This is a genomic window from Synechococcus sp. R5-12 (assembly GCF_047502655.1).
GTDB lineage: Bacteria > Cyanobacteriota > Cyanobacteriia > Thermostichales > Thermostichaceae > Thermostichus.
Window position 1 is genome coordinate 1 of the sequence record NZ_JANSIM010000026.1, and the last position, 10,114, is coordinate 10,114.

8 protein-coding genes are annotated in these 10,114 nt (G+C 55.6%); 3 read left to right on the top strand and 5 right to left on the bottom strand.

Annotated elements, in window-relative coordinates; genetic code table 11:
- Positions 1 to 33: 33 nt before the first annotated feature.
- Together psbV2 and psbV are read right to left on the bottom strand one after the other, a co-directional pair.
- Entirely contained in the window at positions 34 to 504 is a 471-nt protein-coding gene (gene psbV2, locus NW843_RS01980; RefSeq protein WP_414521961.1) for a photosystem II cytochrome PsbV2, read from the bottom strand.
- Positions 505 to 530: 26 nt separating this feature from the next.
- On the bottom strand, positions 531 to 1,073 hold the full coding sequence (gene psbV / locus NW843_RS01985; protein WP_011434097.1) for a photosystem II cytochrome c-550: 543 nt from the start codon (positions 1,071 to 1,073) through the stop codon (positions 531 to 533).
- A gap of 321 nt (positions 1,074 to 1,394) precedes the next feature.
- On the opposite strand from psbV, the gene NW843_RS01990 reads away from it, so the two are divergent.
- On the top strand, positions 1,395 to 2,282 hold the full coding sequence (locus NW843_RS01990) for a hypothetical protein (protein ID WP_414343577.1): 888 nt from the start codon (positions 1,395 to 1,397) through the stop codon (positions 2,280 to 2,282).
- Positions 2,283 to 2,292: 10 nt separating this feature from the next.
- Here NW843_RS01990 and NW843_RS01995 read toward each other — a convergent pair whose 3' ends face one another.
- The gene (locus NW843_RS01995; RefSeq protein WP_414521962.1) at positions 2,293 to 3,546 is read right to left on the bottom strand and encodes a hypothetical protein; all 1,254 of its coding nucleotides are present in this window, start codon (positions 3,544 to 3,546) and stop codon (positions 2,293 to 2,295) included.
- A gap of 71 nt (positions 3,547 to 3,617) precedes the next feature.
- Positions 3,618 to 5,519, bottom strand: a complete 1,902-nt coding sequence (locus NW843_RS02000; RefSeq protein ID WP_414521963.1) for a M61 family metallopeptidase — start codon at positions 5,517 to 5,519, stop codon at positions 3,618 to 3,620.
- Positions 5,520 to 5,777: 258 nt separating this feature from the next.
- On the opposite strand from NW843_RS02000, the gene ntcA reads away from it, so the two are divergent.
- Both ntcA and eno read left to right on the top strand, forming a co-directional pair.
- Entirely contained in the window at positions 5,778 to 6,452 is a 675-nt protein-coding gene (gene ntcA / locus NW843_RS02005) for a global nitrogen regulator NtcA (RefSeq protein WP_011434093.1), read from the top strand.
- 238 nt (positions 6,453 to 6,690) lie between these two features.
- On the top strand, positions 6,691 to 7,974 hold the full coding sequence (gene eno / locus NW843_RS02010; protein WP_414521964.1) for a phosphopyruvate hydratase: 1,284 nt from the start codon (positions 6,691 to 6,693) through the stop codon (positions 7,972 to 7,974).
- Here eno and NW843_RS02015 read toward each other — a convergent pair.
- Positions 7,971 to 10,058, bottom strand: coding sequence for a prolyl oligopeptidase family serine peptidase (locus NW843_RS02015; RefSeq protein WP_414521965.1), 2,088 nt, complete (start codon positions 10,056 to 10,058; stop codon positions 7,971 to 7,973). The genes eno and NW843_RS02015 overlap by 4 nt on opposite strands.
- Positions 10,059 to 10,114: the final 56 nt, after the last annotated feature.

The window sequence follows — 10,114 nt, forward strand, 5'->3', positions numbered from 1 at the left end:
TTTGTTCTCTGGTAGAGCAGAACAGGCTCAGGGCTACTGAAAGCTCGCTCCGTACCGCTTAGCGGTCGGAGCCGGGTAGTTTACGGCTTCGTCGTCCATCCAGGAAGGGGGTACAGGTCGGCATCCATAGCTGGAATCCGAGCCATCGTAGCTGCGGGGATCCCGCTGGTACTCCATCAAGGCTTGAAGGGTATCTCGGGGTGGAGTGGCACCGCGCAAGTCCTTCAAAGAGAGGGAAATGTTGGGAGCCGGCAAAGTGGCACCGCCCACATGACAATTCAAACAGGCGGACTGAAAACGATTTTTGCCGTCCGTGAGCTGCTCTGGGGTAAAGGTGAGGGTATGCCCTGCGGCATCTAGAGGCAATTCCACAGGGCCACTCACCCGCAAATACTGGTTCACGTAAGGATCAATGCGGGCAGCCACCGGACTGGCCAGCCCCAGCCACAACAAAGCTAGGATCCCGACCCAGGCCCAGAGGCGAGACGGGATCCGCCATCTCATAGGCAACTTCTGATCCAGATGCGGCATTAGAGATAGGCTGATAGGTCGCTGTGGCTTTCGTTCTTGGTACCACCCCAGCCGGGAACGGTCTTGGCCTGCACCAGAATGTAGCCCGCAATCAGCTTCAGATCCTCGTCGGTGAGGTTGCGCAGACGTGGATACTCACTGGTGAGCTGGGTGTTGGGGTGATACTCCAACAGAGACTCCACCCCGTCATAGGTGACTGGATTCTTGATGTAATCCACAATCGCCAGCACATTATCCCGTGGGGGAGTTGCCCCCTCCAGATCCGAAAGCTTCAAGCTCACATCCGGGTTGGGATAGGTCTGGCCGCCCACATGGCACTGGGCGCATGCGGTGTTGAATAGCTTCTTCCCTTTGGCCAACTGGGCTTCGGTAAAGGTAATAGACTCAGTTGGCGACAGAGCCACTGCAGGAATATCCCTAGCTGCAAACACTGGAGCCAGACCCCAGCCAAACCCAGCCATCAACGCAGCCAACAGCAGGACAAGCAACCGACGACGCGCTGGCGCAAACACCTTCTGAAAAGAAAAAGCTTTGCTAAACATGGTTCTCCGTAGATCAGCCTAGAAAGAGGAGAGGTGGGCTCCACTCCAGCCACAAACCCGACAACAGGATCAAGAATAGACCATTAAGAGATCATTTGCAGATGGGATCCGGGATAGTTTCCCAATGGTTCCATTTGCCTTTGGTGTTAAGTTTGATTACGGAGCTATGGCCTGTTGGGAGTCTGTTGGCCGAGAGCTGACTTGGCCACAGCCCAGTCGAGACAACTGAGCAGGTAATGAGCAGGTAATATAGAGCTTGGCTTGCTTGCCTGGCAACCTCAGAGCAGGAGAATACGGCAGACTCCGTTCCAGGTTTTCCCCATGTCCTCTATCCGATTCCAGCCGTTGCGGGTGGCTTTCACCTGTGCGGATCCCAGTCAAGTGCAAATGCCCGTTGCCGATTTGCTGGCGGCCTTGCCGGCCTCACCGCTTCTGACCTACACAGACCCGGAAGCAGCGGACTTGCGGGTAGAGCTGTTGCCCGATGCCACTTATCACTTTTACCGGCGGGGGGAAGAGGTGGCTCTGGCGGCCTTCCGGATCCCAGTGAAGAAGCTACTGGCCCTGCCTCGCAAGCTGGTGCGGCTGTTGGAGCACGTGGCTGCTTTTGGTAATCTTTTGAACCTGCAACCTGCCAGCGATGCGCTGAGCAGCATCTTGGAAGTGGAATTTCTCCAACTGGAAACCCCGGCCAGCAGCTCTGCCCCTGCCGAAGTGAGCCCCCTGCCGCGGGATCCCCAAGGGAAAGTGCAAATCCAAGCAGGCCGCAACCTGGCCATTGCCTTGAGAAACAGAGCCCCCACTCCAGTGCATGTTTATGTCACCGTCTTTGACGAGCGGCGGTACAGCGTGGATTTGGTTTACCCCTATCAACCAGATCTGCCTGCCCGTTTACGCCCCAACGAGAGCCTGCTGATTGGCTCTGGCCCCCGCTACCTGCTGCAGATGCAGCTGCCAGAAGGAACAGACGTAGCGGTGGATCGCTTCAAAATCTGGGTCAGCAGCACCAGCATGCAGCCAGGCATTATGGTGATGCCCCCTCTGGGGCAACGGCTGGAACCTCCCTCAGAAGATCCCTACGGGGCCGGATCCCGCCTGGATCGGGAAGTCCGGCTGGCCATTCTGGGCAAAGCAGGCAGCACTCCCATGCCAGCTTTTGCGGAGGATCCCTGGTGGTGTATGGAGCAAGCCGTCAAGATTGTGGCCTAGCTAGCTTTTGTCAGGTGCTCTTTCGGACATGACTTTTCAGAATTTTGATAAAGGTCGGCTCAACATCGTCAACGCCGATTACTGACAGCTTATAACTGGAAGACAGGCTAATTTTCTTATCCTGATCAACATCAGTCAAGACTACAAAAGCCTGATTCTGCTGAAGACCAAGACTGGAAGCCAACCTAGAGTACTTGTCTATACTTTCATGATAATCACCCGTTTTGGATTCTACCCAGTAAAACTTATCATTGACATAAAAGAATAAATCTATTTCAAAATCATTTCCATCCGGCAAAGTAACTTGAGTATTCATGATGTAAGAAAAACTGATCTTTTTGCCTTGCTGACTGGCAATCTTTACTAGCTTTTCTTTGACATATCGCTCCAGCCATCCTCCTGATAGAAAGTTCAATGCATTTGGGTCTCTGCTCGGCTTTGCTTCTATAGATCTAGGAGACTTCAAATAATGGTACTCCTCCAAGAAGGCGATACTATAGAGCATATTCGCAAGTTGGCAACTATCTGATACTACCTGGTTTGGCTCGTCTTTCAGAATCAGGGAGAAAGCCTCTCCTTCGTTCATGTTTGACTTTATCGACTTGTAGAGTTTTCTAATTGAATAATATCTATCTCCCATAAAGTTGGATATCTGATTTAGCTTGCTGTTCAGTTTGCTACCAACCCTACTTGCTTCCTTGGTTTCCAAGCTTTTAATTCTTATTCCTTTAGACCACAGAAACAGAAATAAAGCTAACCTCAACTTATCACGGCTGATATGATCAATGACTTCCTGGAAACTTTCCTCAAGCGCTTTGACAACAGCAACTTCTTGTGAGTCCCAACTTACTGCTTGATTTGTCGCTCGATTTTCCAGAATGGCTAGCTGATTGTTCAGTTGCTGGCCATGTTCGGCCAACTTTACAGATATAGCTTGTAGAAGGTCTCTGCCCCAGTCCTGTAGCAAGCTTTGCTGGCTGTCAGCAAGGCGAAATTTAAACTCTTCAAGGGTAGCTTGGACGGCCTGTAACTTTTCCTGTAACTTTTGAGAAATCTTGTCTACCAATCCTTCGCTCAACTTGATGAGTGCTTTGTCCGGGTTGTTGAGTTCTTGGCTGCGTTGGCTTAGCTGCGAAGATATATCTCTGATAATCTCTCGTTTCCAGATTTCCAGTTTAGGACTGGCCCCATACTGGCGAGCAACGTAAATGCCTACCGAGAAACCAACAGCTGCCCCAATCAATAAAACCAAAACTAAGTCCATCAGATACTCCTGTCCTCTGCTGCTGTTACTTTTCTTTCCAGTTAACTGGATTACCTGCTTGCCTCAACATGCTAGGAGGAGATAGGTGAATTTTCAAGCAGATGGGGACCTGCCTCTGACCGAAGCTGGGCGCCGACAAGGGATCCCAGCCAGCCTTGCTGAAGAGCTTCTTGAGCAGGAGTCAGTTCAGGCAACACCTCCAACGTGTAGACATCGGGCCGAGGGGGATCCAACGGGATCCAGAAATGTTTCAACTGATCGGCTTGAAAAACGCTCAAACAAATGATCTGGTGGGGCTGATAGGCCGTCAAGCGTTCCGCCAAGTTGGCAGCGCTCACCCTGAACCCATCCAGGGCCACCAGCTCATCGCCGGCCCAGATGCCCGCTTTTTGCGCCGGGGATCCCATCTCCACTGTGCTGATGCGATTGCCCTCGCCGTTGAAATTAAGGCCCAGGTATGGGATGGGGTTGGGGCGGCTGAAGTGGGCTTTAAGGGTGAGGCCAAAGGGGCGTAGGTAAGTGTTGTAGTCTAGCTCTTCCGTGCCTTCCACATAGGCGGAGAAAAACCGGCCAAGATCGGCACCAGCTGCCCGCTCAAACGCCTCCTGCAAGTCTTGGTCGCTGTAGCCCTTCTCTGACCGACCAAAGCGCTGCCACAGATCCTGCAAAGCTGTATCCAGGGATCCCTGACCGCCGGAAAGGTGGCGAATGTGCAGATCCAGCAGCCAACAGACCAAAGCCCCTTTTAAGTAATAAGAAACCTGGCTGTTGAGGGTGTTTTCGTGGGGGCGGTAGAGTTTGATCCAGGTGTCGAAGCTGGACTCCCGCAGCGATTGCACGGCCCGGCCCGGAGTACGCTGTAAGCGACCAATCTGTTCGGAAAGAATCTTCAAGAAATCGCCGGCACTGAGGATCCCTGCCCTCAATAAGATGACGTTTTCGTAATAGCTGGTCGCCCCCTCACAAAACCACAGACATTCCAGATAATTTTCCTGGTTGTAATCGATCTTTTCCAATGCCAGCGGACGCAGACGCTTGACATTCCAGGCATGAAACAACTCGTGGGCCAGCAAAGACAAAAAGCGCCGATAGGACTCCGGCTGATGCAGCTCTAGCCCAGAGTAAAGAAGGGTGGTGCTGTACTTGTGCTCAAGGCCACCAAATCCTCCCGGCGACAAATGCACAATGAACCAGTAGCGGTCGTAGGGTAGCCCACCGAAAAACGCGGCTGTGGTTTTGACAATCGCCTTAGCATCAGCGACAGCCCGCTCCACATCCAGAGTGCCCGACCCCCAAACCACAAAGTAATGGGGGATCCCTTCCACCTCAAACGATTGCACTCGATGTGGACCCACCTCCACCGGGCTATCCACCAGCTCGTCGTAGTCTTCCGCCACAAAAGACTGGCCGGAAGTGGGATCCTCAGAAGGAGAGGTCAAGGGCCGCAAACTGGTGGCGATGTGCCAATCCGGCTTGGGGGGGATCACCGTCAAAGTGTGGGGTTCCCGCTCGCGACCGGGCACGTAGAGGAAGAGCGCTGCCCCGTTGAAATAGGCGTGGGTCAAATCCAGATGGTTCGTGCGCACCGTCAGCTCATAGGCATAGACCCGGTAGCACACCTTCACGGCAGAACAGCCCGGCGGATCGATCTGCCAGGTATTCTTATCCACCTTCCGCCAGGCCAAAGGGATCCCTTGCTCAGTTGCCGCCTGAAACTCCTGCACATGACGGGCATACTCCCGCACCAAGTAGGATCCCGGCGTCCACACCGGCAGTCGCAGCCGCAAAGGCACCTCTGGATCCACCTCTTGGATCTGCAGTTCCACCTCCAGCAGGTGATTGGCCGGATCCGGCATCCGCACTGTGAAATGCTGGCGGCTCAGTTGAGAAGGTGCAGCAACGATAACCTCTGGGATCCCCATAGATAGATAGATAGATAGAATGTTCCAACCCACTCCACTCTCTACCGCCAAGGGCCGACGCAACCCCCAGCGACAATGGCTCTTATCCTAACCCCTGCTTTCGGTTGGGGATCCCTTTCTGGGGCAAAAACGAGACTCAAAAATGTAGCACGTGCTACAAAGATGCCTGGGCAGAACCTTCTACTTTAGGGTAAATCTTGGTATCCTCGTAGATTCTGAAGTCAATGGGCTGCAACCTAGCCTAATGCTTCTAGATTGATCTTAGTAGGTTGATCTTAGGTATAAACTGACCTTAAAAGGTTGATGAGTATGGCGGTGGCCGTAGCGGAAAAATCTCTGATCACAGCCTTCAAGCAATTGGGAGGCCCTCACCATCCTCCGGTTATCGAAACGTTTGAGCGCGGGAAGACCATTTTTTTTCCAGGGGATCCGGCGGAGCGGGTTTACTTTTTGGTGAAGGGAGCCGTTAAGCTCTCGCGGGTCTACGAAATGGGAGAGGAAATCACCGTTGCCCTCCTGCGGGAAAACAGCATCTTCGGCGTGCTCTCCTTTATCACGGGACAGCGCTCCGACCGCTTTTATCACTCGGTGGCTTTTACACCTACCGAGTTGCTCTCTCTACCGATCGAGCAGGTGGAGAAATCCCTACAGGAGAACGCCGAACTGGCCATGTTGCTGGTTAAAAGCCTGTCGTCTCGTATCTTGCAAACGGAGATGATGATCGAGACGCTGGCTCATCGCGACATGGGATCCCGTCTGGTCAGCTTTTTGTTGATTCTCTGTCGCGATTTCGGGGTGCCTGGCCCAGATGGGGTCACCATCGATCTCAAGCTGTCTCACCAGGCCATTGCCGAGGCCATTGGCTCAACCCGCGTCACCATCACCCGCCTGTTGGGAGAGCTGCGCAAGAAGAAGTACATCTCCATTCACAAGAAGAAGATCACCGTACACGACCCGATGCGGCTGAGCCATCGCTTTGCCTAGAAGGAAGAGGAGAACACTTCCTGAGCAGCACCTTGCCCAGGCAAACCCCGCTCGACGGCTGGTTGAAGCTCTGGCCGGCCTATGTTCAATCTACTGCTGCAGCCTTGAAGAATCTCTATACCTAAAGGACAGACTTAAAGTTTTCTGGAAGCTGACCGGATCGCGGGCAAAAACCTACTAGTCTATGGGGGGATCTGGCTTTGGCCAGAGCTGTCTAGCCAATTGCTGAGGTGTAACTGTGGAAACGGCCATCGAGTGGATTACCGCCCATGAGATCCTCGACTCGCGAGGACGCCCCACCTTAGAGGCCCTGGTGGGTTTAGCCAATGGGGCGACGGGCTTGGCGCAGGTTCCCAGCGGCGCTTCGACCGGTACCTTTGAGGCCCATGAGCTGCGGGACGGGGATCCCAAACGCTACGGCGGTAAGGGCGTGCTGAGGGCGGTGGAAAACATCCTTGGCCCCATCCAGTCGGAGCTGCAGGGAAAAGATGCCCTCAACCAAGCCCGTATTGACCAGTTGCTGATCGACCTGGACGGCACCCCCAACAAGTCCCGCCTGGGGGCCAACGCTATTTTGGCAGTTTCTCTGGCGACAGCCAAAGCGGCTGCGGAAGCAGTGGGCTTGCCTCTTTACAAATACCTGGGGGGGCCCTTTGCCAACCTGCTGCCGGTGCCGCTGATGAACGTGCTCAACGGCGGCGCCCACGCCGACAACAACGTCGATATTCAAGAATTTATGCTTGTGCCCATTGGAGCGGCCAGCTTTCGCGAGGCGCTGCGCTACGGGGCTGAGGTGTTTGCGGTACTAAAACAAGTGCTGCAGCAGAAGGGGCTGTCCACCGGTGTGGGGGATGAAGGGGGGTTTGCTCCTGATCTCGACTCCAATGCGGCGGCTTTGGATCTGCTGATGACGGCTATTGAACAGGCAGGCTACAAACCGGGAGCAGATATCGCCTTGGCCTTGGATGTGGCCGCCAACGAGCTGCTGCAGGATGGGCAATATCACTTTGAGGGCAAAGCCCACAGCGCGGCTGATATGGTGGCTTACTACCAGCAACTGCTGGCCAACTATCCCATCCTTTCCATTGAAGATGGGCTAGCGGAAGAAGACTGGGCCGGTTGGCAAGCCATGACCGCTCAACTGGGATCCCGGGTACAGCTGGTGGGAGATGACCTGTTTGTAACCAACCTGACCCGCCTGCAAAAGGGTATCGACAGCGCCGCCGCCAACGCCATTTTGATCAAGCCCAACCAAATCGGCACCCTGACGGAGACCGTCTCGGCCATCCAATTGGCAGTTCAAGCCGGCTTTCGCACCATCATCAGCCACCGCTCTGGCGAGACGGAAGACACCACCATTGCCGACTTGGCGGTGGCCACCCGTGCCGGGCAGATCAAAACCGGATCCCTCTGCCGCAGCGAGCGCATTGCCAAGTACAACCAACTGCTGCGCATCGAAGACGAGCTGGGGGAAGCGGCAGTTTATGCCGGTCGGGTGGGCCTGGGTCCTAGAGCTCGCTAACTTCCCGTTCCGTCCCAGGGGATCCCTAGCACCTGCACCAAAAAGGCCCAGCGGTCGGCAGCTTCCTCAATCAGCTTGCTGGTGGGCTTGCCGGCCCCGTGCCCTGCCTTGGTGTCGATGCGGATGAGGATGGGCTGGGATCCCCCCTGGGCTGCCTGCAGGGCAGCGGCAAACTTGAAGCTGTGGGCGGGCACCACCCGGTCGTCGTGATCTGCGGTGGTGATCAGGGTGGCGGGATAGGCAGTGCCGGGCTTGAGGTTGTGCAGAGGGGAATAGGCGTAGAGGGCCTTGAATTCCTCCGGGTTCTCCGGGGATCCGTACTCGGAGATCCAGGCCCAGCCGATGGTGAACTTATGAAAGCGCAGCATGTCGAACACCCCCACTGCCGGCAGGGCCGCTGCAAACAGCTCCGGCCTCTGAACCAGGCAGGCCCCCACCAGCAGGCCGCCGTTGCTGCCGCCGGAGATGGCCAACTTGGCGGGGTTGGTGTAGCCATGGGCTATCAGCCACTCAGCAGCGGCAATAAAGTCGTCGAACACCTTTTGCTTGTTGAGCTTGGTGCCCGCCTGGTGCCACTCTTCTCCGTACTCGCCGCCGCCGCGCAAATTGGGCTGGGCATAGACACCGCCCATTTCCAGCCAGGCCACCAGACCCACTGAAAAGCTGGGGGTAAGTGAGATGCCAAAGCCGCCGTAGCCATACAGCAGAGTGGGGTGATCCCCTGTCCGAGCCAGGCCGCGGCGGTGGACAAGAAACATGGGGATGCGGGTGCCATCTTTGCTGGTGTAGAACACCTGCTGCACCTCGTAGGCCTGGGGATTGAAATCCACCTGGGGCTGACGGAACAGGGTGCTGGTGCCGCTGGTGAAATCGTAGCGGTAGATGGTGGGTGGGGTGGTGAAGCTGGTGAAGGTGTAGAAGGTCTCGGTGTCGTAGCGCTTGCCGCCAAAGCCGCTGGCAGATCCCAGCCCGGGCAGCGGGATTTCTCCTAGGTAGGTGCCGTCTAAAGCAAAGGTCTTGATCTGGGTGTGGGCGTCTTTGAGGTAGAAGGCCACAAACTGATTGTTGATCAAGCTAACCCCCTGCAAGGTCTCCTCCGCCTCGGGGATCACCTCCTGCACCTGGTCGGGCTGCTCCAAGTCAATCGCCACCAGTCGCCGCCGAGGAGCTTGGCAGTCCGTCAACAGCCAAAAGCGGGATCCGTCGTTGCCCACGAAGCTGTATTCGGCCTCAAACTCGCGGATGAGCTCTACTACAGGAGACTGGGGATCCCGCAAGTCTTTGTAGAAGATGAGGTTTTTGGGATCCGTGCCCCGCCAGACGGAGATGATGAGGTAATTCCCATCTTCAGTAACCCCGCCGGCAAAGCCCCACTCTTTTTGGTCGGGGCGGTGATAGACCAAGGTATCTTGCGACTGGGGAGTGCCCAGGCGGTGGTAGTAGAGCTTCTGGAAGTAGTTGGCGCTTTCGTATTCGCTGCCGGGGGCCGGTTCGTCGTAGCGGCTGTAGAAAAATCCTTGCCCATCCAGCGTCCAGCTCGCCCCGGAAAACTTGACCCAGCGGAGGTGATCCGGCAAATCCTCGCCGGTTTCGATGTCCCGCACCTTCCATTCTTGCCAGTCGGAGCCGGAGCGGGAGAGACCATAGGCCAGATACCGCCCAGCGTGCTCCGCACCGCTGTCGCGAGCGCGGCTGATGGCAATGCCCGCTAGAGCCACCGTGCCGTCTTCCGAGAAGGTGTTGGGATCCAGCAAAACCCGCGCCTGGCCCTCTAGACTTTCTTGGGTGTAGAGAACGCTCTGGTTTTGCAGGCCGTCGTTTTTGAAGTAGAAGTAGCGGCCCCCTTCTTTGAAGGGCTGGCTGTATTTTTCATAGTTCCAGAGCTGGGTCAGGCGTTCTCGGATCCGCTGCCGGGCTGGGATCTGCTGCAAGTAGTTAAAGGTAAGGTGGTTTTGCGCCTCAATCCAGGCCCGCGTCTGCTCCGAATCCAGATCCTCCAGCCAGCGGTAGGGATCCGGCACCGGCTGCCCGTGGTAGATGTCCACAACAGTGGGATCGGGATAGCTGGGCGGGTAGTTGAGCATGAGACCTAAGCGCTAGAGCATGACTCTAGTCAATAATAAGCTCAACTATACTGAAA

What these genes read in the sequence shown, in the direction of transcription:
- psbV2 (WP_414521961.1), bottom strand. Translation starts at nt 504, where the DNA reads ATGAGATGGCGGATCCCGTCTCGCCTCTGGGCCTGGGTCGGGATCCTA.
- psbV (WP_011434097.1), bottom strand. Translation starts at nt 1,073, where the DNA reads ATGTTTAGCAAAGCTTTTTCTTTTCAGAAGGTGTTTGCGCCAGCGCGT.
- NW843_RS01990 (WP_414343577.1), top strand. Translation starts at nt 1,395, where the DNA reads ATGTCCTCTATCCGATTCCAGCCGTTGCGGGTGGCTTTCACCTGTGCG.
- NW843_RS01995 (WP_414521962.1), bottom strand. Translation starts at nt 3,546, where the DNA reads ATGGACTTAGTTTTGGTTTTATTGATTGGGGCAGCTGTTGGTTTCTCG.
- ntcA (WP_011434093.1), top strand. Translation starts at nt 5,778, where the DNA reads ATGGCGGTGGCCGTAGCGGAAAAATCTCTGATCACAGCCTTCAAGCAA.
- NW843_RS02015 (WP_414521965.1), bottom strand. Translation starts at nt 10,058, where the DNA reads ATGCTCAACTACCCGCCCAGCTATCCCGATCCCACTGTTGTGGACATC.